This is a genomic window from Pantoea sp. EEL5 (assembly GCF_049892805.1).
In the GTDB taxonomy this organism is placed as follows: Bacteria; Pseudomonadota; Gammaproteobacteria; order Enterobacterales; family Enterobacteriaceae; genus Pantoea; species Pantoea ananatis.
Map to the genome: position 1 here is coordinate 745954 of NZ_JBNDNJ010000001.1, position 22147 is coordinate 768100.

The 22147-nt window shown below is 54.8% G+C and carries 23 protein-coding genes; 18 read left to right on the forward strand and 5 right to left on the reverse strand.

Going from position 1 to position 22147, the window contains the following annotated elements:
• Positions 1-198: 198 nt before the first annotated feature.
• From ACPXSQ_RS03620 to flgA, 3 genes are all read right to left on the reverse strand, one after another.
• Positions 199-630 (reverse strand): flagella synthesis protein FlgN, encoded by a 432-nt coding sequence (locus ACPXSQ_RS03620; protein ID WP_013025344.1) that lies wholly within the window; start codon positions 628-630, stop codon positions 199-201.
• 5 nt (positions 631-635) lie between these two features.
• Entirely contained in the window at positions 636-938 is a 303-nt protein-coding gene (gene flgM, locus ACPXSQ_RS03625) for a flagellar biosynthesis anti-sigma factor FlgM (protein WP_013025345.1), read from the reverse strand.
• 103 nt (positions 939-1041) lie between these two features.
• The gene (gene flgA, locus ACPXSQ_RS03630) at positions 1042-1701 is read right to left on the reverse strand and encodes a flagellar basal body P-ring formation chaperone FlgA (protein WP_014593417.1); all 660 of its coding nucleotides are present in this window, start codon (positions 1699-1701) and stop codon (positions 1042-1044) included.
• A gap of 153 nt (positions 1702-1854) precedes the next feature.
• Here flgA and flgB point away from each other — a divergent pair, with 153 nt between their 5' ends.
• From flgB to flgL, 11 genes are all read left to right on the forward strand, one after another.
• The gene (flgB, locus tag ACPXSQ_RS03635; RefSeq protein WP_015700561.1) at positions 1855-2268 is read left to right on the forward strand and encodes a flagellar basal body rod protein FlgB; all 414 of its coding nucleotides are present in this window, start codon (positions 1855-1857) and stop codon (positions 2266-2268) included.
• A 2-nt stretch (positions 2269-2270) separates the two neighbouring features.
• Positions 2271-2675, forward strand: a complete 405-nt coding sequence (gene flgC / locus ACPXSQ_RS03640) for a flagellar basal body rod protein FlgC (protein ID WP_013025348.1) — start codon at positions 2271-2273, stop codon at positions 2673-2675.
• A 12-nt stretch (positions 2676-2687) separates the two neighbouring features.
• Positions 2688-3359 carry a flagellar hook assembly protein FlgD gene (gene flgD / locus ACPXSQ_RS03645; RefSeq protein WP_013025349.1) on the forward strand — a complete coding sequence of 224 codons (672 nt, stop codon included), beginning with the start codon at positions 2688-2690 and terminating at the stop codon, positions 3357-3359.
• A gap of 26 nt (positions 3360-3385) precedes the next feature.
• Positions 3386-4633 carry a flagellar hook protein FlgE gene (gene flgE, locus ACPXSQ_RS03650; RefSeq protein ID WP_013025350.1) on the forward strand — a complete coding sequence of 416 codons (1248 nt, stop codon included), beginning with the start codon at positions 3386-3388 and terminating at the stop codon, positions 4631-4633.
• A gap of 20 nt (positions 4634-4653) precedes the next feature.
• Positions 4654-5412, forward strand: a complete 759-nt coding sequence (locus ACPXSQ_RS03655) for a flagellar basal body rod protein FlgF (RefSeq protein WP_014593419.1) — start codon at positions 4654-4656, stop codon at positions 5410-5412.
• A 17-nt stretch (positions 5413-5429) separates the two neighbouring features.
• Complete coding sequence (gene flgG, locus ACPXSQ_RS03660; protein WP_013025352.1) at positions 5430-6212, forward strand: flagellar basal-body rod protein FlgG; 783 nt, start codon at positions 5430-5432, stop codon at positions 6210-6212.
• 65 nt (positions 6213-6277) lie between these two features.
• Entirely contained in the window at positions 6278-6982 is a 705-nt protein-coding gene (locus ACPXSQ_RS03665) for a flagellar basal body L-ring protein FlgH (protein WP_014593420.1), read from the forward strand.
• Between the two features lie 9 nt (positions 6983-6991).
• Positions 6992-8101 carry a flagellar basal body P-ring protein FlgI gene (locus ACPXSQ_RS03670; RefSeq protein WP_014593421.1) on the forward strand — a complete coding sequence of 370 codons (1110 nt, stop codon included), beginning with the start codon at positions 6992-6994 and terminating at the stop codon, positions 8099-8101.
• Positions 8101-9045 (forward strand): flagellar assembly peptidoglycan hydrolase FlgJ, encoded by a 945-nt coding sequence (flgJ, locus tag ACPXSQ_RS03675; RefSeq protein ID WP_013025355.1) that lies wholly within the window; start codon positions 8101-8103, stop codon positions 9043-9045. Before ACPXSQ_RS03670 ends, flgJ begins: the two co-directional genes overlap by 1 nt.
• 124 nt (positions 9046-9169) lie before the next feature.
• Positions 9170-10810, forward strand: coding sequence for a flagellar hook-associated protein FlgK (gene flgK / locus ACPXSQ_RS03680; protein WP_014593422.1), 1641 nt, complete (start codon positions 9170-9172; stop codon positions 10808-10810).
• Between the two features lie 14 nt (positions 10811-10824).
• Positions 10825-11787: a flagellar hook-associated protein FlgL gene (gene flgL / locus ACPXSQ_RS03685; protein WP_013025357.1), complete on the forward strand. Its 963-nt coding sequence runs from the start codon at positions 10825-10827 to the stop codon at positions 11785-11787.
• A 282-nt stretch (positions 11788-12069) separates the two neighbouring features.
• Here the strand turns inward: flgL and rne are convergent, their stop codons facing one another.
• Complete coding sequence (gene rne / locus ACPXSQ_RS03690; RefSeq protein WP_426142823.1) at positions 12070-15372, reverse strand: ribonuclease E; 3303 nt, start codon at positions 15370-15372, stop codon at positions 12070-12072.
• A 571-nt stretch (positions 15373-15943) separates the two neighbouring features.
• On the opposite strand from rne, the gene rluC reads away from it, so the two are divergent.
• The gene (rluC, locus tag ACPXSQ_RS03695) at positions 15944-16900 is read left to right on the forward strand and encodes a 23S rRNA pseudouridine(955/2504/2580) synthase RluC (RefSeq protein WP_014593424.1); all 957 of its coding nucleotides are present in this window, start codon (positions 15944-15946) and stop codon (positions 16898-16900) included.
• A gap of 11 nt (positions 16901-16911) precedes the next feature.
• Here rluC and ACPXSQ_RS03700 read toward each other — a convergent pair whose 3' ends face one another.
• The gene (locus ACPXSQ_RS03700) at positions 16912-17499 is read right to left on the reverse strand and encodes a Maf family protein (RefSeq protein WP_013025360.1); all 588 of its coding nucleotides are present in this window, start codon (positions 17497-17499) and stop codon (positions 16912-16914) included.
• A gap of 140 nt (positions 17500-17639) precedes the next feature.
• On the opposite strand from ACPXSQ_RS03700, the gene yceD reads away from it, so the two are divergent.
• Genes yceD through fabG form a run of 6 tightly spaced genes read left to right on the forward strand, consistent with a single transcriptional unit; the run spans position 17640 to position 22060 of the window.
• On the forward strand, positions 17640-18161 hold the full coding sequence (gene yceD, locus ACPXSQ_RS03705; RefSeq protein WP_014593425.1) for a 23S rRNA accumulation protein YceD: 522 nt from the start codon (positions 17640-17642) through the stop codon (positions 18159-18161).
• A 14-nt stretch (positions 18162-18175) separates the two neighbouring features.
• A complete protein-coding gene (rpmF, locus tag ACPXSQ_RS03710) occupies positions 18176-18346 on the forward strand; it encodes a 50S ribosomal protein L32 (RefSeq protein WP_013025362.1) in 171 nt (56 codons plus the stop codon).
• 25 nt (positions 18347-18371) lie between these two features.
• A complete protein-coding gene (gene plsX, locus ACPXSQ_RS03715; protein WP_089517448.1) occupies positions 18372-19412 on the forward strand; it encodes a phosphate acyltransferase PlsX in 1041 nt (346 codons plus the stop codon).
• Complete coding sequence (locus ACPXSQ_RS03720) at positions 19413-20366, forward strand: beta-ketoacyl-ACP synthase III (RefSeq protein ID WP_013025364.1); 954 nt, start codon at positions 19413-19415, stop codon at positions 20364-20366.
• Positions 20367-20382: 16 nt separating this feature from the next.
• The gene (fabD, locus tag ACPXSQ_RS03725; RefSeq protein WP_426142827.1) at positions 20383-21315 is read left to right on the forward strand and encodes an ACP S-malonyltransferase; all 933 of its coding nucleotides are present in this window, start codon (positions 20383-20385) and stop codon (positions 21313-21315) included.
• 10 nt (positions 21316-21325) lie between these two features.
• Complete coding sequence (gene fabG / locus ACPXSQ_RS03730; protein ID WP_014593428.1) at positions 21326-22060, forward strand: 3-oxoacyl-ACP reductase FabG; 735 nt, start codon at positions 21326-21328, stop codon at positions 22058-22060.
• The last annotated feature ends 87 nt before the right edge of the window (positions 22061-22147 follow it).

Below are 22147 nucleotides of genomic sequence, written 5' to 3' on the forward strand. Positions count from 1 at the left end.
AGTGCATTGCGTCATTCCGTCAGGCGCGAAGCAGAGAGAAGAAGGGTTAGGCAGGGCGCAGAGGAGGAGAGATTCCAGCAAGCGGACACAAAAAAAGCCATCTTCTCAGCGAGATGACGGCTTTTTTACGCCTGCCCGGGTCACGGCTGCATCAGATTCGCTGAGGCAGCCCGCGATACCGGGAGGGAGGAAAACAGGTCAGACTTTACGACTTAACGTTGCCTGGCCCTGTCCTTTACCATCCGGACCATAAAACGCCTGCGTCTGATGCGGCTTCAAAATGTCTAACGCGTCATGGGTAAAGGTAATTTGATGCTGCAACAGAATACCATTGTGCGTATTTGCGTTATGCAACCGACGCGTATGCTGCTGAATACCTTCCCAGCGGCGCGCCATGTCACTTTGACCACGATAAGGTGCAGATGTACCCAGACTTTTCTCGTTGCTGCGACGCATCTCGTCTAAATAATTCAACGTACTCAGCAGCGCGCTCTTGTCTTCCGTAATACGCTGCAGGTTGTTGCTGTTGATCATTCCAGACGACAGCTGCTGTTGCTCTTCATCCAGAACGATGGCCAGAGACACCAGCACTTCCTGCATCTTATCTAACGTGGTCAGCAAATTACTCATGGGGATTATTTACCCTCTAAATACGCCTTAGTGTCGGCAATCAGCGCATCAGCGATTTTGCCGGTATCCATCTTCAACTCGCCATTGCGAATGGCGGTTTTTAATTGTTCTACGCGCTGGACGTTAATGTCCTGGCTGCCGGGCTGCATCAGCTGTGCTTGTGCGCTGCTCAGGCTGACCTGAGCGGCCGCAGGCGTTGTAGCAGTCGTGGTGCTGCTCTGACGCACGCGGGTAGTTTGTTGCTCGCTGCTGTCACGTGTTTGCACAGTGCTCGCGGGCTTTGTCGGTTGTGTTCTGTCGATGCTCATATTCGGGCTCCTGTAAAGTCAGGGGAGTCTGCCACCTGAATCATAATAGCGTAATCGCTTAGCTGATTCTTCTATCGGCAGATAAACAGGCTTCTTTAATGTTTTATAGTGTTATAAGAATTTTCCCATCATCGCTCACCCGGCCACTCACAACCTGGCCATTTCCCATACGCACCCGAACCCACTGTGAAATCGTACCGTTGTTTAACGCTTTGCCTTCGCCGCTGGCGTCAAATCCGTCTCCGCTGGCCACCACCATCACGTCCTGACCCGCTTTGACGCGCCACGGCTGGCGCAGCATGGACTGACTCACGGGTTGTCCCGGCTGGATGTCGCGCAGGACCACCGAATCCGCTACGGACTCATCGGTGAACAGTGTGCGCGGGGGCAGGTTATCAAGACGTCCGTTTTCAATACGGAAATCCTCTTTGGTGACGGTGCTGCCACGGGCAATTAATTTTGTTGCGACCAGATAGTCACCGGTTACCTGAACCTGGACCTGAATATAACGACGGTTCTCACCACAGTTAGCCGCCACGCTCATGTTGCCCCAGGCCCGGCTGTTGCCCGGCAGGGTAAACTGCGGGGCCTCACATTCTGGCCACTGGGCCTGCGGCGTACGAATCACCACATTCATTCCGGCCGCGTGCTGGGGATCGCGTGCCTTAAAAAACTGGCTCAGTTGGGCGCTGAAATCGCCTGCCATTACGGGTAGGGCAATCAGGGCCAGCAGGCTTGCTAACAGGGCTGAATATCCACGCATGTGCTTTTCCTCACTGATGATGCCAACGAGTGTACGCGCATAAAAAAAAACTCAAGAGCAAAAATAGCGACGATTTGAGGCGTTATTCAGACGATGACTCTTGCTTTTTCCCGATTAAGCTGCCAGCTCGAAATTCTCATTTGCGGAGGAAGCATGCTCGACAAACTCGATGCGGCGCTACATTTCGGTACCGAAGCCCTTAACCTGCGAGCTCAACGTCAGGAGATTCTGGCATCAAACATTGCCAACGCCGACACCCCGGGCTATCAGGCCAGGGATATCGACTTTGCCAGCGAGCTGAATCGGGCAATGGCGAATGGACGTGCTGAAGGCAGTAGCCTGGCGCTTAAAGTCACGTCGGCGCGCCACATTGAAGCGCAGACGAATTCGGCACCGTCAATGGACTTGCTGTATCGCATTCCGGATCAGCCATCAGCCGACGGTAACACCGTGGATATGGACCGTGAACGTACGCAGTTCGCGGATAACAGCCTGAAATATCAAACCGACCTCACGCTTATCAGTAGCCAGATCAAGGGCATGATGAGCGTGTTACAAGGGCAATAATTATGGCCTTGCTTAATATTTTTGACATTGCCGGTTCAGCGATGACCGCGCAATCACAGCGATTAAACGTCAGCGCCAGTAACCTGGCAAACGCCGACAGCGTAACCGGTCCGGACGGACAGCCTTACGTGGCAAAACAGGTCGTTTTTCAGACCGATGCCGCCGCTGGCGCCGCAACGGGGGGCGTGAAAGTGGCGCAGGTGGTGGACGATCCGACCCCGGCAAAACTGGTGTATGACCCAGGTAATCCCATGGCCGATGCCAAAGGGTACGTGAAGATGCCTAACGTGGACGTGGTAGCCGAAACGGTTAACACCATGTCGGCGTCACGCAGCTACCAGGCTAACGTCGAGGTGCTGAATACCGTGAAGTCGATGATGATGAAAACGCTGACGATGGGTCAGTAACGGAGAAAAATAATGGCTATTTCGGTAGGCGTTAACGAGAAGCTGGACCCCACGGTACTGAGTTCATCCAGTACCGGAACGGGGAACAGCTCTCAGGACCTGCAAAACCAGTTCCTGACCATGCTGGTCACGCAGCTGCAAAACCAGGATCCGACCAATCCGATGGATAACAGCCAGCTGACAACGCAGCTGGCACAGATCAACACCCTGAGCGGCATTGAAAAACTCAATACCACGCTGGGATCCATTTCCGGCCAGATCAGCACCAGCCAGTCTCTGCAGAGCTCCACGCTGATTGGGCATGGCGTGATGGTGAATGGCTCTCAGATTCTGGTCGGTAAAGGCACCACGACGCCATTCGGCGTTGAGCTGACCAACGCGGCCACTACCGCCACGGCGACGATTAGCGACGCGCAAGGCAACGTGGTGAGCACTCAGGATCTGGGCGCACTGAGCGCCGGCGTCCATACGTTCTCATGGGACGGCAAATTACCGGATGGCAGCGTGGCGCCAGACGGGAAATACAAGGTTGCGATTGCTGCCAGTAACAGCAGCGGTCAACAGGTGGCTCAGCCACTTAATTATGCCTACGTCAATGGCGTAAGCACGGCGGGTAATACCGCAAAACTGGATCTCGGCACCATGGGCTCCGCCACCCTTGACGACGTACGTCAGATTCTCTGATTCACCTGTAGACAGGAGAGGTTTAAATGTCATTTTCACAAGCGGTCAGCGGTCTCGGCGCTGCCTCAAGTAACCTGGACGTTATCGGTAACAACATCGCTAACTCCGCCACAGCGGGCTTCAAATCCAGTACCATCGCGTTTGCCGATATGTTTGCCGGCTCTAACGTGGGTTTGGGTACAAAAGTTGCGGCCGTTATCCAGAACTTCAACGATGGCTCTACCACCACCACCAGCCGTGGGCTGGATGTTGCGCTGAGCGGCAACGGTTTTTTCCGTCTGACCAACTCGGCGGGTGCGGTTTCCTATTCCCGCAACGGCCAGTTTACGCTGGACCAGAACCGTAACCTGGTGAATACCCAGGGTCTGAATGTGACCGGCTATCCGGCGTCAGGCGTGCCACCCACAATCCAGAGCGGTGCGAACCCGGTTGCGATTAAAATCCCTACCACGCAAATGCCGGCGAATGCCACCACCACGGCGAATCAGGTTGCGAAGCTGAACTCCACGTCTGCAGCACTGGATGACACCAAGTTCTCGGCGACTGACCCAACGACGTACAGTGCCAAAAACACCATCACCATGTACGACACTCAGGGTAACTCGCACTCGCTTGATCTGTACTTCGTTAAAACCGCAGACAACACCTGGAAAATTCACGGCATTGACTCCACTGCGGGCTCAAACGTGGGTAATTACCAGATGAGCTACAATGCCAACGGTCAGCTGACGGGCGTTTCTTCACTGGATGCGACCGGCAACGTCGTCGCGGGCTCAACCACGGCCAGCACCGCTACCGTGACCATTCCTGGTGTGAATGGCGCAAACGGTACCACCGTCGCCTTGAACTTTGTGGGCAGCCTGCAGCAAAACACCGGTGCCACCACGTTTGGTAACGCCACACAAAACGGCTACGCGCCTGGCGACCTGACCAGCTACGCCATCAACAATGACGGTACCATCACCGGCAGTTACTCCAACCAACGCACTCAGCTGCTGGGACAGATCGTACTGGCCAGCTTCTCTAACCCGGAAGGTCTGAAATCTCAGGGCGACAACGTCTGGGCAGAAACGAATGCGTCTGGACAGGCCGCTGTTGGCCTGGCGAACACCGGAACATTTGGTTCACTGACCGCAGGTGCGCTGGAGTCTTCGAACGTCGATATGAGTAAAGAGCTGGTCAACATGATCGTCGCGCAACGCAACTATCAGGCGAACGCGCAGACCATCAAAACGCAGGACCAGATCCTTAACACCCTGGTCAACTTACGTTAATTCGCTAACGGGATTGCTCTATGGATCACGCGATATATACCGCGATGGGCGCGGCCAGTCAGACACTGGATCAGCAGGCGGTTACCGCCAGCAACCTCGCCAACGCCTCAACGCCCGGTTTCCGGGCGCAGTTGAACGCGTTGCGTGCTGTACCGGTTAACGGCTGGTCACTGCCCACGCGTACGCTGGTAACGGCATCCACGCCGGGTGCCGATATGAGTCAGGGTGCAATGGATTACACCGAACGTCCGCTGGACGTGGCGATGCAGCAGGATGGCTGGCTTGCAGTGCGTACTGCAGACGGCAGCGAAGCCTATACCCGCAACGGCAACATGCAAATCCGTTCGGACGGCACGCTGACGGTGCAGGGCAATCCCGTCATGGGCGAGGGCGGCCCGATTGTGATCCCACAAGGTTCAGAGATCACGATTGCGGCTGACGGTTCGATTACCGGACTGAACGCTGGCGACTCACCCAATGCCACCGTGCAACTGGGTCGTCTGAAGCTGGTTCAGGCAACAGGTAAAGAGTTACAGCGCGGTGATGATGGCATGTTCCGTCCGACCGCCGCAACGCAGGCGACTCGCGGTGCCGCACTGCAGGCCGATCCGAACATGCAGGTGATGCCCGGCGTTCTGGAAGGCAGTAACGTCAAACCGGTTGAGACCATGGTCGATATGATCGCCAATGCCCGACGTTTTGAGATGCAGATGAAAGTCATTTCAAACGTCAACGAAAACGAACAGAAAGCCAATCAGTTGCTGAGCATCGGCAGCTAAGGCACGAGGATAAATACATGATTCGTTCTTTATGGATCGCGAAAACCGGTCTTGATGCCCAGCAGATGAACATGGACGTTATCGCCAACAACCTGGCAAACGTCAGTACCAATGGCTTTAAACGTTCACGTGCGGTATTTGAAGACCTGATGTACCAGACGATGCGTCAGCCGGGTACCCAGTCATCTGAGCAAACCACGCTGCCGTCAGGTTTGCAAATTGGTACCGGTGTACGTCCGGTGACGACCGAACGTCTGCATACCCAGGGCAACCTGTCGCAGACCAATAACTCAAAAGATATCGCCATTAACGGACAGGGTTTTTTCCAAATCCAGATGCCAGATGGTACGTCTGCTTACACCCGTGATGGTTCGTTTCAGGTCGATCAGAATGGTCAGTTAGTGACCAACTCCGGTTTCCCGGTTCAGCCTGGCATCACGATTCCCGCTAACGCCACCAGCATTACCGTGTCGCGCGATGGTGTGGTGAGCGTTACCCAGCAGGGGCAGACACAGGCCGCCCAGGTTGGTCAGTTAACGCTGAGCACCTTTATGAACAATGCCGGTCTCGATAGCGTGGGTGAAAACCTCTACAAAGAAACCCAGGCATCCGGTGCCCCGACTGACAGTACGCCGGGCCAGAACGGTGCAGGTTTGCTGTATCAGGGCTATGCCGAAACCTCCAACGTTAACGTTGCGGAAGAGCTGGTCACCATGATCCAGACGCAGCGCGCGTATGAAATTAACAGCAAAGCGATCAGCACCTCCGATCAAATGCTGGCGAAGTTAACTCAGCTGTAATACGAACAGGGCCGGCGCAGGCTGGCCTGAAGAACAGTCATTTATAAGGTCGTGACTCCGTGGCGATGCAACATATTCTCAAGCCTGGACATTGGTTAGTAGCAAGCTTGCTACTCACTCTTAACGGTTGTGCACTGGTACCGCGCACGCCGTTGGTGCAAGGGGCGACCACGGCTCAGCCGTTGCCATCTGCACCACCGGTGGTGAACGGTTCAATTTTTCAGGGCGTCGCGCCGCTTAACTACGGTTATCAGCCGCTGTTTGAGGATCGTCGTCCACGTAATATCGGCGATACGCTGACCATCACCTTGCAGGAAAACGTCAGCGCCAGCAAAAGTTCAACCTCGAATGCCAGCCGTAACGGCAGCGGCAGTCTGGGCATCACGGCCGTTCCTACCGGTTTAGCCGGTTTAGCCGGCGCATCGGGCGAGAAAGCCAACTTTGCGGCGGGTGGCAAAAATGATTTCGCAGGTAAAGGCGGGGCTTCTGCCAATAACACCTTTACCGGCACCATCACCGTCACGGTGGATCAGGTTCTGTCGAATGGCAACCTGCACGTGGTCGGGGAAAAACAGATTGAGATCAACCAGGGCACCGAGTTTATTCGCTTCTCGGGCGTGGTTAACCCACGCACCATCAGCGCCAGCAACGCGGTGTTATCAACGGCCGTCGCCGATGCACGTATTGAGTACGTCGGAAATGGTTATATCAATGAAGCGCAGAATATGGGCTGGTTGCAGCGCTTCTTCCTGAATATCTCGCCGTTCTAAGAGGTTGCAATGAAAAAGTTAGCATTATGGCGTGTCGGTCTGGGGTTACTGTTAGGCGTAAGCCTGATGGCCCGTGCCGATCTGATTCGCGATTTAACCACCGTCCAGGGCGTGCGTGATAACCAACTGCTGGGCTACGGACTGGTGGTTGGCCTTGACGGTACCGGTGACCAGACCACCCAGACGCCTTTTACCACGCAGACCGTGAGTAACATGCTGTCTCAGCTGGGCATTACCGTCCCGCCTGGCACCAACATGCAGCTCAAAAACGTGGCGGCGGTTATGGTGACGGCAAAACTGCCTTCGTTTGCCCGCCAGGGACAGACGCTGGACGTGGTTGTCTCGTCCATGGGTAATGCGAAAAGTCTGCGCGGCGGTACGCTGTTAATGACGCCGATGAAAGGTGTCGATAACCAGGTCTATGCGCTGGCTCAGGGCAACATCCTGGTCGGTGGCGCGGGTGCCGCAGCAGGCGGCAGCAGCGTGCAGGTCAACCAGCTTAACGGGGGACGTATTACCGATGGTGCCACGGTTGAACGTGAGCTGCAGAGCAACTTTGGCTCGCAGAACACCATCAACCTGCAGCTCAACACCGAAGATTTCTCTATGGCGCAGCGTATTGCGGATGCCATCAACGCCCGTGGCGGATACGGTTCTGCTCAGCCGCTGGATGCGCGCACTGTGCAGGTCCGCGTATCGCCGAATAACGGTGCACAGGTTCGCTTACTGGCTGAGATACAGAATATCGATGTGTCTGTCCCTGTAGAAGATGCCAAGGTGATCATCAACTCACGTACCGGCTCTGTCGTCATGAACCGTGAAGTGAAACTGAATACCTGTGCCGTCGCGCAGGGCAACCTGTCAGTCACGGTCAATCAGCAGCAAAACGTGAGCCAGCCTAATACGCCACTGGCGGGTGGACAAACCGTGGCCACCACCAATACGCAGATCGATCTGCGTCAGAGCGGCGGCGCTCTCCAACGGGTTAACTCCAGCGCCAACCTGAACAGTGTCGTGCGCGCGCTCAATGCCCTGGGTGCATCGCCTATCGAACTGATGTCTATTTTGCAGTCAATGCAAAGCGCGGGTTGCCTGCGCGCTAAACTGGAAATTATCTGATGAACGATGCGCAATCGCTGATGAATGCGGCTTTCGACAGCCGCTCACTGAATGACCTTAAACGCCAGGTGACTGTTGATCCGAAAGGAAAAGCGCTACAGGTGGCACAGCAGGTCGAAGGGATGTTTGTTCAGATGATGCTGAAGAGTATGCGCGAGGCGCTACCGCAGGACGGCATACTCAGCAATGAACAGACCAAACTTTTCACGTCAATGTACGATCAGCAGATTGCGCAGGATATTGGTAAACGTGGCCTGGGCCTGGCGGATATTATCGTTAAACAGATGGAACCCGCCAAAGCACCGGACGAAACCGCCGGAACCGTTCCGATGAAGCTGGATAACAGCTTTATCATGAGCAGCATAGGGGCAACGCCGCTGGAGCAGATGGTGCGTAAAGCGATGCCGCGCCTGCCCGCGCCATCTCCGACCGGTCTGCCCAGCGACAGCCGCGATTTTATTGCGCAACTGACGCAGCCTGCTCAGGCTGCCAGCCAGCAAAGCGGTATTCCTCACCACCTGATTCTGGCGCAGGCCGCGCTGGAGTCCGGCTGGGGGCAGCGTCAAATCCTGACCCGTGACGGCAAGCCGAGCTACAACGTCTTCGGCATTAAAGCCAGCGGCAACTGGAAGGGCGAAACAACCGATATCATGACCACCGAATACGAGCATGGCGAAGCGAAAAAAGTGCGCGCGACATTCCGGGTCTATGGCTCCTATTTCGAAGCGTTAAACGACTACGTCAAACTGATTTCGAATAATCCGCGTTATGCGGCCGTGGCCAATGCGCAAAGTGCCGAGCAGGGCGCGCAGGCATTACAGGCCGCGGGTTATGCGACCGATCCGAAATACGCACAAAAACTGGTAGGAATGATCCAGCAATTCAAGAGCATGGGCGAAAAAGTCGTTAAAGCCTATAGCCAGGATTTAAGTACGCTGTTCTGATTATTCCGCCTCAAGTTTCACTTAAGCATGCCGATAATAACAGCAAGAGCCAGGCGCGCCAGCGCATGTTGGCGACCACACTGATGACAGCAACCCGGTTAACGGGGGAATGTAAGGAACCGAGATGTCCAGCATAATTAACTCCGCAATGAGCGGGCTCAGTGCCGCACAGGCCGCCTTAAGCACGACCAGTAACAATATCAGTAACTACACTGTCGCGGGTTACTCACGTCAGACTACCATTCTGGCCGAAGCAAACAGTACCCTGCAGGGGAAAAGCTATTACGGCAATGGCGTTAACGTCACTGGCGTTCAGCGTGAATATGATAGTTTTATCGCGGCTCAGCTGCGCGGTTCGTCAGCCACCTATAACGCAGCGAATACACAGTATTCGCAGGTATCGAACATTGACGATCTGATGTCGACCTCGACCACTAACCTGTCGACGGCGATTCAGGGCTTCTTCAGCAACATGCAGAACGTGGTCAGTAACGCCAACGATCCGGCGGCGCGTCAGTCGATGCTCAGCAACTCGCAGGGGTTGGTTAACCAGTTCCAGACCCAGGCGCAGTACCTGACCAACATGCAAAACAGCGTGAACACCAACATTGCCTCTGATGTTGATCAGATTAATACCTTCACCACGCAGATCTCGAATCTTAACCAGCAAATTGCCAAACTCAGCACGGCTAACGGTGCAACACCGAATGATTTGCTGGATCAGCGCGATCAGTTAGTCAACGGTCTGAATAATATCGTTGGTGTGACAGTGTCACAACAAGATGGAAGCTATACCGTTTCCATGGCTAACGGTCTTTCGCTGGTGAATGGTTTTCAGTCCACCAAACTGGTGGCTATGCCCTCCAGCAGTGACCTGACTCGCACCACAGTGGGTTATGTTGATCCACAAGCTGGCAACGTGCAGCTTCCCGAATCATCCATAACTACGGGTTCGCTGGGCGGTATGCTGAGCTTTCGTTCGCAGGATCTGGACCTGGCACAAAACCAACTGGGCCAGTTAGCGGCGGCCTTTACAACCAGTTTTAACGCCGTGCATAAGCAAGGCTTCGACAGCAACGGTAATCAGGGCGTCGACTTCTTTAATATCGGCACTCCTACGGCGCAGGGGGACAGCAAAAATACCTCTTCTGCCACCCTGACGGCCGCGTGGACTAACACCAGTGCCCTGCAGGCATCAAACTATACCGTCAGCTATGACGGGACAAACTGGTCAGCGACACGTTTGTCAGATAACAGCAAAACCACGCTTACACCCACGACCTCGGGCGGCGTTACGACGCTTAATCTGGATGGAATGAGCCTGACGGTCAACGGCACGCCAAACGCCAAAGACAGTTTCCTGGTGAAGCCGGTTCAGAACGTGGTTAACGGCATGTCGGTTGCTATTACCAGCGGATCGCAAATCGCCGCTGCGGCCGCGACCGGCGGTGAAAGTGATAACCGCAATGCGCAAAAGCTGCTGGCGTTGCAGGATGCCAAAATTGTTAACGGCAACGCGACGATTTCCCAGGCTTACGGCGCGATGGTGAGTACCGTTGGCAACAAAACTCAGGCACTCAAAACCGCCAGCACGACACAGCAGAACGTGGTGACGCAGCTAACCAACCGCCAGCAGTCTGTTTCTGGCGTGAACCTGGATGAAGAGTACGCGAACCTGACGAAATACCAACAATATTACATGGCGAATGCGCAGGTTTTAAAAACGGCTAGCACCGTTTTTGACGCCCTGCTTAGCATCAACTAAAAGCAGAGGACATCATGCGACTCAGTACAAATATGATTTTTGACCAGCAGGTTCGCGGCGTTAGCGATGCGCAATCCTCCTGGTTAAACGCGGGAAAACAGCTTTCCACCGGACTCAGAGTGTCTAATCCTTCAGACGACCCGATTGCCGCATCGCGTGCGGTCGTGCTGTCGCAAACGCAGGCGCAGGCAAGCCAGTATTCTGTTGCGCGTACCTTTGCCGACCAGGGATTATCGCTGGAAGAAAACACCCTTAACGGCGTCACGAACAGCATCATGAGCGCGCAGTCGATGATCGTGGCCGCGGCAAACGGTTCCTTAAGCGATGATGACCGCGCCTCCTATGCGACTCAGCTGGAAGGCGTGCGTGCGCAGTTACTAAACCAGGTCAACAGCAAAGACGCCAACGGTCGCTATATTTTCGCGGGTTACAAAACCGATAGCCCGCCGTTTGTGGACGGTGCGGGCGGTGTGACCTATCAGGGCGGAACCGACGCCATTACGCAAAAAGTGGACACTGACCGTACCATGACCATCGGTCATACTGGTAACAGCATCGTGATGTCTATCACCAGCAATGCGGTGAAAGAGCCTAACGGCGGTACCAGTGAAACGAACTTGTTTAACATGCTGGACAGCGCCATCAGTGCGCTGAAAGTGCCGCAAAACGGCGCGGACGATGCGACGAAAGCCACGTTTTCTGCGGCAATGGATAAAACCAGCCGTGGTTTGAGCAACTCGTTGAACAACGTGCTCAGCGTCCGTTCCGAGATCGGTACTCAGTTGAAAGAGTTAGATACGTTGAATGCGCAGGGGGACGATCGCAAGGTCATTTATGATTCCCAGATGAGCAGCCTGGTGGACGTTGATTACACCCAGGCGATCTCCAGCTACACCATGCAACAGCAGGCGCTGCAGGCTTCATACAAGACCTTTACCGATATGTCTCAGATGTCGCTGTTTCAGTTAAATTCATAAAAAATTTGGGCGTACTTTAACCGGGTGCGCTTAGTTTTTCCCACCGTCCTGATAAGGGACGGTGGGATTTTTTTTGCCTGCAGCCTGTGCGTTGCCACAAGGCCACTCTGAGAAGCATGCGTTAACGCGTGACTCGCGCGCGCGGTTTTATCCCTGTAACGCTGCCCTGTCTGAGAGCCGCATTCAGTTAAGGGCTGCGTATCCCCGAACCATCGCCTGTTACGCCGAGCATGCAATAAAAAACCCGGCCGGAGCCGGGTTCATGTGTGCTGCTAGCGCGCCTTACGGCTTGGTGGCAGGTGCAGTAGCCTGATGGGTGGCGCTGTGGCCGCCAGCAGAACCTCTGCCCTCAAATTTAAAGGCCGGACGTTGCCAGTCACTTTGACGGGCAGGCTCGGGTTGCCACACTGGCGCAGGCGCCTTGGTCATCGGTGCAGAAGCAAAGTGCTTCCAGCGCGTTTCGGCGTTGGCTTTTAATGCCTCAACAGGGATGTCGCGTGCGGCAACAGGTGCATGAGGTTCACTAACCGGCGTAATGGCTTCCTCAGCGGCAACAGGCGCGTGTAAAACCTCTTCCACCTGCGCTTCGGTCGCAGTGCTGACTTCAGTGCCCGCATGCTCATCCGCCGTTTCTTCAGGCGCGGATTCTGCGACAACCGGCACCTTCACCTCCGGCACGCTCACTTCCGGCGCTTCGACAGCGTCAGCAGGCTGAGCCTGTTGCGCGATCGCTTCAGCACCGGCTTCAGCGGCGGCTGGAATCACCGAAGGTTCATGATGAACCGGGGCTTCAATGGCCTGCGTATCGTCAGTATTCACCACGGTAACCGGGGCGTCAGCCTGCGGCTCTGCGATTTGTACTGGCGCAGCCTGTGAAGCCGGCGCTTCCTCGGTAGCGACAGGCAGGGCAACAGCAGGTGCAGTCTCTTCACGGCTGTAGTCCGGTGTCGATTGAGGCGCATCCTGAACGATTTGCTCTTCATTCGCTTGCGCGACCGGGTAGCGAATCCAGACTTTGCCGGACGCCATCTCAGGCGAAGCCGCAGCGGCGTCTAAAGGCATCGCGGACTGGGTCGGATAACGTTCATCACGGTAACGACGGCGACGCTGACCACTTACGCGCAGATGGCGAGGTGAACGGCGTGAACGACGTGGCATATTGGCATTATCGCGACCTTCGTTCTCCTCCGTCTCTTCAACCTGTGACGTTTCGACAACAGGCTGCACCTTTTGAACGTCAGCCGATTCGGCTGATTCAACGGCGGCGGCCTGCGGCTGGTCATTGTTATCACCAACGCGGACTTTCTGCGTCAGCTGACGCGGTTTACGGCGTGGCATCACCTGAACGCGCTCGTCTTCCTGCGCATCCACAGCAGCAGGCGCGACCGCTTCGGCGGTTTGTTCCACCGCGCTGTTAGCGTCCTGCTGAGCACGTTTCTCTTCCTGACGACGACGCTGACGTTCAGCACGTTGTTCGCGGCGCTGTTGCTGCTGCTCATCACGCTGCTGGCGCGCTTCATCGCTCAGTACCGGACGATCGTCACGCACCTCATTAGGCTGGGCCTGACGCTTGTTACGACGATTGTCTTCACGCGGCTCGCGATTATCTCGAGACTCACCACGGTTATCACGGTTATCACGGTTATCACGAGAGTCACGGTTATCACGAGATTCACGCTGTTGTGCGTTATCACCGTTGCGCGGGGTACGTTCGCGACGGTTATTGTTGCGACGATTATTACGACGATCGCCACGCGGGTTGCCGTTCTCGTCCTCGCTGGTTTTCTGCGGGGCCGTCACCTCGGCAACCGGCTCGACAGCCGCCGGAGCAGGTTCGCCAGCAAACAGTTTTTTCAATCCACTCAGCAGACGGCTGACAAAACCTTCACTGGCCGGCGCGGCCGCTGGTGCGGGTTGCGTCACAGTCGCTGAAGGTGTGGCCACTTCCGGTGAGGCTTCGGCCGGTGCTGGCGGCGCATCGGGCATCACAAAGGCTGCGAGAGCAGGCTGCTCTGGACGGCGGCGCTCAGCATGCTCCTCTTCAGATGGCATCGCCATCTCGGCTTCATGCAGTTTCGGCAGGTGGTAGCTCAGCGTTTGCGTTTCTTCGCCTTTGCGCACGCGCAGAACGGAGTAGTGCGGGGTTTCCATCCGGTCGTCCGGCACGATGACCGCACGTACGCCGCCCTGACGTTTCTCGATAGCATTTACCGCTTCACGTTTTTCATTCAGCAGGTAAGAGGCAACCGGGACCGGCACGATAGCATGCACTTCTTTGGTGTTGTCTTTCAGCGCTTCTTCTTCAATCAGGCGCAGAATGGACAGCGACAGAGATTCGTTATCACGAATAGTGCCGGTGCCGCTACAACGTGGACAGACGTGGTGGCTGGACTCGCCCAGGGACGGGCTGAGGCGCTGGCGGGACATCTCCAGCAGGCCAAAACGTGAAATATGGCTGATTTGAATACGGGCGCGATCCTGACGGACGGCTTCACGCAGACGGTTTTCAACCGCGCGCTGGTGACGAACCGGTGTCATATCGATGAAGTCGATAACGATCAGGCCGCCCAGGTCGCGCAGACGCAGCTGGCGAGCAATTTCGTCTGCCGCTTCCAGGTTGGTATTAAAGGCGGTTTCTTCAATATCGCCACCGCGCGTGGCACGGGCGGAGTTGATATCGATGGCGGTAAGCGCTTCGGTACTGTCGATAACGATTGAGCCGCCTGACGGCAAGCGAACTTCACGCTGGAAAGCGGATTCGATTTGCGATTCGATTTGGTAATGGCTGAACAGCGGAATCTCACCGGTGTAGAGCTTAATTTTGCTGCTAAAGTCCGGACGGCCCAGCGCGGCGATATGCTGACGTGCCAGCTCAAGCACTTTCGGGTTATCGATAAGAATCTCACCGATATCCTGACGCAGATAGTCGCGGAAGGCGCGCACGATCACGTTGCTTTCCTGATGGATCAGGAACGGGGCCGCGCGGCTGTCAGCCGCTTTTTTGATGGCTTCCCAATGCTTCAGACGGAAGCTAAGGTCCCACTGCAGCGATTCGGCTGATTTACCGACGCCCGCCGTGCGAACAATCAGCCCCATGCCATCAGGGAGTTCCAGCGCCGATAGCGCCTCTTTCAGTTCGGTACGGTCATCACCTTCAATCCGACGAGAAATCCCACCCGCGCGCGGGTTATTTGGCATTAATACCAGATAGCTACCGGCCAGAGAGATAAAGGTAGTGAGCGCAGCGCCTTTGTTGCCGCGTTCTTCTTTATCAATCTGAACAATGACTTCCTGACCTTCACGCAGCACGTCTTTAATGTTCGGACGACCGTGTGAGTTGTAATTAGCAGGGAAGTATTCGCGGGAAATTTCTTTCAGAGGGAGGAAACCGTGACGTTCTGCACCGTAATCGACGAAGGCCGCTTCAAGGCTGGGTTCGATACGGGTGATTTTACCTTTGTAGATATTGGCTTTTTTCTGTTCGTGTCCTGGGCTTTCGATATCCAGATCGTACAGACGTTGACCATCAACCAGGGCAACGCGCAACTCCTCCTGCTGAGTTGCGTTGATTAACATTCTTTTCATCGTAACGTACTCGTTATTCTTTCATGAGTGATTAAAGCTGCGGGCATAGTTACCCTGGACGAGTATCAACCGATGGCCCCGTGACTTAGTGCAATGTCGTCAACCTCACGGTTATCGACCGCGCGAGGGGCGCAAATAACGTCGGTGGCCTGTTTTTCATAAGGAACAACAGCACCAGATAGTGGAAATGCGAGAGATAATTCAGTAAACCCGTGCACTCCATCTCATGTCCAGGCCGCAACCCGCAGCCCGCTAAGTGTCTGATTTCGCATTACGTCTTACGCCATTGCTGCGTGTCTGCTCAATCCGACAAAATAACTAATTTCGTTTTTTTTCTTATCTGAATCTTCAGCTAAGAAACCCAAGCATTATTCCACTGCTAACCTTCATATAGCAAGGTGACTTTAACTCACTGATCAATTTTCTTTACATTTTAAGAACCCTACGACAAGAAGTGCACCCGCGCTGCTGAAAATCACAGCAATCACATTACGCTTCCTGACGAGACGCAAAGAGTTAAGCACAGAAAAAGGGGTGGCGCTATCAGGGGACACTATTTAGAATCGCCGCCATGAAAACAGAGAATCCAGGCGTACACTTTGTCGCCATCACGGCTGAAAATGCCGGACAACGCATTGACAACTTTTTGCGCACCCAGTTAAAGGGCGTGCCGAAAAGCATGATTTATCGCATCGTGCGTAAAGGCGAGGTGCGGGTTAACAAGAAACGCATCAAGCCAGAATATAAGCTGGAAGAGGGCGATGAGGTGCGTATCCCGCCCGTCCGGGTGGCCGAACGGGACGAAGAGGCCGTTTCGCCCAAGCTGGCCAAAGTGGCTTCTTTAGCCAATGCCATTCTCTTTGAAGACGATCATCTGCTGGTGCTGAATAAGCCGTCCGGTACAGCGGTACACGGTGGCAGCGGCCTGAGCTTTGGCGTGATAGAAGGCTTGCGCGCCCTGCGTCCTGAGTCTCGCTTCCTGGAGCTGGTGCACCGTCTGGATCGTGACACCTCTGGCGTCCTGCTGGTGGCCAAAAAGCGTTCAGCCTTGCGCTCGCTGCACGAACAACTGCGTGAGAAAGGCATGCAGAAAGACTATCTGGCGCTGGTTCAGGGTAACTGGCCATCGCATCTGAAAGTGGTTCAGGCGCCGTTGCTGAAAAACATTCTGCAAAGCGGTGAGCGCATGGTACGCGTGAGCAGCGACGGCAAGCCTTCAGAAACCCGGTTTAAAGTGGAAGAGCGCTTCGACTTCGCCACCCTTGTAAAAGCCAGCCCGGTTACCGGACGTACCCACCAGATTCGTGTGCATACGCTGCATGCCGGTCATCCTATTGCATTCGACGACCGCTACGGCGATCGCGCGTTTGACAGCCAGCTGTCCTCTACGGGGCTTAACCGCTTGTTCCTGCATGCGGCCGCGCTGACCTTTACGCATCCCAACACGGGTGAGACGCTCCGCATGGAAGCGCCACTGGATGACAAGTTGCAGCATTGCCTGACGATGCTGCGCCAGCAGAAAAGCTGACGCGCCGGGCATCAATCCGACAGGGGGTTGATGCCTGCTTCTCGCAGCATATTGCTGAGCGCGATAAGCGGTAAACCGACCAGCGTATTCGGATCGCGTCCCTCAAGACGATCGAATAAACAAATCCCCAACCCTTCGCTTTTAAAGCTCCCTGCGCACTGCAGCGGTTGCTCTTTCTTTATATAGGCACGGATCTCGGCGTCGGTTAGCGTGCGGAAATGGACGCTAAACGGCTCACAGCATTGCATTAAGCGCTGGCTGGCAGGGTGGTATAGCGCCAGCCCGGTATAAAACGTTACGCGCTGGCCGCTGGCGGCCCGCAACTGTGCTTCCGCGTTTTCAACCGTATGGGGTTTTCCTGTTATCACGCCATTCAGCACGCAGACCTGGTCAGAACCAATAATCCAGTGGTCAGGATAACGTTGGGCCAGCGCCTGCGCCTTGGCAATGGCTAATCGGGTGACCAGCGCTTCCGCGCTTTCATGCGCTAACGGCGTTTCATCTGTCTGCGGCGAATCGACCGTGAAAGGCAGGCCCAGCCGCGCTAACAGTGCCTGACGAAAGGGTGACGTTGATGCTAAAAGAATCGATGCTGTCATTTTTTTTCAATATTGATAGCGAATTGGTGGCAGTCATTTTAAACTGTGCGCCGCACTGGATGCGAATAGTGGTTGAAAGATGCTGGTAAACGGCCTTTTTCTTTGACTCTATGTGATTACAAAGTTAATATGCGCGCCCTATGCAAAAGGTAAAATTACCCCTGACGCTGGACCCAGTCCGCACCGCTCAAAAACGCCTGGATTATCAAGGTGTTTATACCTCTCAACAGGTTGAGCGTGTTGCTGAGTCGGTCGTCAGTGTGGACAGTGATGTAGATTGTGTCATGTCGTTTGCGGTTGACAACCAGCGTCTGGCAGTACTGACGGGTACTGCTGATGTACAGGTTACGCTACGTTGTCAGCGCTGCAACCAGGTTTTTCCACATCATGTACACGTAAGCTATTGCTTCAGTCCTGTGTCGTCTGACGAGCAGGCCGAAGCGTTGCCGGAAGCGTACGAGCCGGTTGATGTCAACGAGTTTGGTGAGATCGACCTGCTGGCAGTTATCGAGGATGAAGTTATTCTCGCGCTGCCTGTGGTTCCGGTGCACGATTCTGAACACTGTGAAGTGTCCGAGGCGGACATGGTCTTTGGTCAGTTGCCTGCAGAGGCAGAAAAACCAAACCCATTTGCCGTATTAGCCAGTTTAAAGCGTAAGTAATAGGAGTAAGGTCCATGGCCGTACAACAGAATAAACCCACCCGTTCTAAGCGTGGTATGCGTCGTTCGCACGATGCGCTGACCACTGCCACTCTGTCAGTAGATAAAGTTTCTGGTGAAACTCATCTGCGTCACCACATCACTGCGGACGGTTACTACCGCGGTCGCAAGGTTATCGTTAAGTAAGTTCTTTGCTTAGCAAGGCGATACCTTGGCACGTTTGACCCTGGCTATCGATGCCATGGGCGGGGACTTCGGTCCCTGCGTGACGGTGCCTGCAGCATTGCAGGCACTGGCCTCTCATACGGAAATTATCCTTCTTCTTGTCGGAGATCCCGACATTCTCACGCCATTGCTTGCCAAAGCGGATTCCTCCTTGCTGGAGCGACTGCAGGTTGTGCCTGCCGAATCAGTTATTGCAAGTGATGCGCGACCCGCACAAGCCATCCGTAACAGCCGCGGCAGTTCTATGCGAGTGGCGTTAGAGTTGGTTAAAGAAGGGCGGGCTCAGGCCTGCGTCAGCAGCGGCAACACGGGCGCGCTGATGGGGCTGGCGACATTATTACTGAAGCCGCTGGACGGGATTAAACGTCCGGCGCTTATGACCGTTTTACCCCATCAGCAGAAGGGAAAAACGGTCATTTTAGATTTAGGTGCCAATGTCGACTCAGACAGTGCGATGCTGGTGCAGTTTGCGGTAATGGGCTCAGTGATGGCGGAAGAAGTGTTGGGGATTGCGAATCCCCGTGTGGCACTTCTCAATATTGGTCATGAAGAGCATAAAGGGCTTGAAAGCATCCGCGATGCGGCGTTAAGTCTCAAGGCATTGCCGCAGATTAACTACATTGGTTACCTTGAAGGTAATGATTTACTGACTGGCAAAACGGATGTGCTGGTCTGTGATGGTTTCGCAGGAAACATCACTCTGAAGACAATGGAAGGCGTAGTAAGAATGTTTCTTTCTCTGTTCAAGTCATCAGAGGAAGGTAAGAAGCGGTCGTGGTGGCTGACGTTGCTGGGGCGCTGGATGAAAAAGCGTTTGGTCAGGCGCTTCGGGCATCTCAACCCCGACCAGTATAATGGCGCTTGTCTGTTAGGATTACGCGGGACAGTGATAAAGAGCCATGGTGCAGCAAATCAACATGCTTTTGCCGTGGCGATCAATCAGGCCGAGCAGACGGTGAGGCGGCAGGTGCCTGAACGCATTGCCGCCCGTCTGGACGCTGTATTAGCCAGGAGTGACAAAGCCTAGATGTTTACCAAAATTATCGGTACGGGCAGTTATTTGCCCAGCCAGATCCGCACCAATGCCGATCTGGAAAAAATGGTGGAGACTTCGGACGAGTGGATTGTTACCCGTACCGGCATTCGTGAGCGCCGTATTGCTGCGCCGGATGAGACTGTCGCAAGTATGGGACATCAGGCTGCACAACGTGCACTGGAAATGGCAGGCGTTGACGCCAATGATATCGGTCTGATCATCGTTGCGACCACCTCGTCCAGTCACGCCTTTCCAAGCTCTGCCTGCCTGATTCAGCAGATGCTTGACATCAAAGACTGTGCGGCGTTTGACCTCGCAGCAGCCTGTGCCGGCTTTACCTATGCGTTAAGCGTGGCCGATCAATATATTAAAAACGGTGCCGTTAAACATGCGTTAGTCATCGGTGCCGATGTCCTCGCGCGTACGCTCAATCCAGACGATCGTGGGACGATCATCCTGTTTGGTGATGGTGCCGGCGCTGTTGTGCTGGGCCAGAGCGAAGAGCAGGGGATCATTTCAACCCACCTGCACGCTGACGGTCGCTATGCGAAACTGTTGACGCTGCCGTATCAGGATCGCGAAAATCAGGATCAGCCCGCTTATTTGACAATGGCAGGCAATGAAGTCTTCAAAGTGGCGGTCACCGAGTTAGCCCACATTGTGGACGAAACCTTGCAGGCAAATAACATTGCGCGTGAAGAGCTGGACTGGCTGGTGCCGCATCAGGCTAACCTGCGTATTATCAGCGCCACGGCGAAAAAACTGGGTATGACCATGGAGAAAGTGGTCGTGACGCTGGATCGCCATGGAAATACCTCTGCCGCATCCGTGCCAAGTGCGCTGGATGAGGCGGTGCGCGATGGCCGCATCAAACCCGGACAACTTATTTTGCTGGAAGCCTTTGGTGGTGGATTCACCTGGGGTTCTGCGCTGGTTCGCTTTTGATTGACAGGAATTGAAAATGACGCAATTTGCTTTTGTTTTCCCAGGTCAGGGTTCACAGACTGTGGGCATGTTAGCGGATCTGGCCGCTGCTTATCCGGCGGTTGAAGCGACGTTTCGTGAAGCTTCTGATGTTCTCGGTTACGATCTGTGGCAGTTAGTCAGCCAGGGGCCGGCTGAAGAGCTGAATAAAACCTGGCAGACGCAGCCTGCTTTGCTGGCTGCCTCGGTAGCCATCTATCGTGTCTGGCAGCAGCAGGGCGGTCAACTACCCGCCCTGATGGCAGGTCACAGCCTGGGAGAATACTCCGCGCTGGTCTGCGCAGGTGTGCTGAATTTTGCGGACGCGATCAAGCTGGTTGAACTGCGCGGTAAGCTGATGCAGGAAGCCGTGCCTGAGGGCACGGGTGCGATGCAGGCAATTATCGGCCTTGATGACGCTGCGATTGCTAAAGCCTGTGAAGAAAGTGCGCAGGGCCAAGTGGTTTCACCGGTTAACTTCAACTCGCCAGGCCAGGTGGTTATCGCTGGCAATAAAGAGGCGGTTGAACGTGCAGGTGCAGCCTGCAAAGCGGCAGGCGCAAAACGTGCGCTACCGCTGCCGGTAAGCGTCCCTTCACACTGCGCGCTGATGAAACCGGCTGCCGATAAGCTGGCATTAACACTGGAAAACATCACGTTCAATGCGCCAGCTGTGCCGGTCATTAACAACGTGGATGTCAAAGCCGAAACGGACGCCGACGCGATTCGACATGCGCTGATTCGTCAGCTTTACAGCCCGGTCCGCTGGACCGAGAGCGTTGAGGCTATGGCCGCGCAGGGCGTCACGCAACTTATTGAAATGGGACCGGGTAAAGTCCTTACCGGTCTGACAAAACGCATTGTAGACGGCCTGTCCGCAGCAGCGATGAACGATACTGCGTCATTGACTGCGGCGCTTGCACAGGAATAAGAGGAAAATCATGAGCTTTGAAGGTAAAGTAGCGCTGGTAACTGGCGCAAGCCGCGGCATCGGCCGTGCGATTGCAGAAACCCTGGCCGCACGCGGTGCGAAAGTGGTAGGTACTGCAACCAGCCAAAGTGGCGCCGATGCTATCAGTGATTACCTTGGCGATAAAGGACAAGGTCTGCTGTTAAACGTGACGGATGCCGCTTCTGTAAACAGCGTTTTAGAGAAAATTCGCGCTGAATTTGGCGAAGTGGACATTTTAGTCAATAATGCAGGCATTACGCGTGATAATCTACTGATGCGTATGAAGGACGATGAGTGGCAGGATATCCTGGATACCAACCTCACATCGGTTTTCCGTCTTTCGAAGGCGGTGATGCGTGCCATGATGAAAAAGCGCATGGGTCGTATCATCACCATCGGTTCTGTTGTTGGAACCATGGGCAATGCGGGTCAGGCAAACTACGCTGCAGCAAAAGCAGGTTTGATTGGCTTTAGCAAATCACTGGCGCGCGAAATCGCGTCACGTGGCATTACCGTCAACGTCGTGGCTCCGGGCTTCATAGAGACTGACATGACGCGGGCACTGAACGAAGATCAACGTTCCGGTATTCTGGCGGAGGTCCCAGCGGGTCGTTTAGGCGAAGCGCAGGAAATTGCTAATGCCGTTGCATTCTTAGCCTCTGACGAAGCAGCCTACATCACGGGTGAGACGCTGCACGTCAATGGCGGCATGTATATGGTCTGATAATCACGAAATCATTTGCATTATTTGCGGATAAAACCGCACAATAGCGTAAAATCGTGGTTCGACCAGCCGGGATTTTGTTGCATC